Raw genomic sequence first — 323 nt, 5'->3', positions numbered from 1 at the left:
AGAAATTGCTCTTTGAAAACTGAACAACGAGTGAAGAAGCAAGGTTGAGCAATCAACCAAAACAAGAGATTGCAAAATCTCGTCAGCTTTGAAATTGAGCTATTCAGCTTTCAATAAAGGTAACACCCATCTAGTATGGGGCCCCCGAAAAGTAATCGGAATTCTCTACGGAGGTTCGCTTCACTTTTTGGGGTACTTTGGAGAGTTTGATCCTGGCTCAGGACGAACGCTGGCGGCGTGCCTAATACATGCAAGTCGAGCGGTCCCTTCGGGGATAGCGGCGGACGGGTGAGTAACACGTAGGCAACCTGCCTGCAAGATCG

Annotated in this window: 1 rRNA gene; it reads left to right on the top strand. The window is 48.3% G+C overall.

Annotated elements, in window-relative coordinates:
• Nucleotides 1–194 precede the first annotated feature (194 nt).
• Nucleotides 195–323 (top strand): 16S ribosomal RNA (locus tag AC3G2T_RS38890); the annotation flags it as partial.

This window comes from Paenibacillus sp. sgz302191 (genome assembly GCF_057749925.1).
This window is presented reverse-complemented; position numbering and strand designations above follow the sequence as displayed.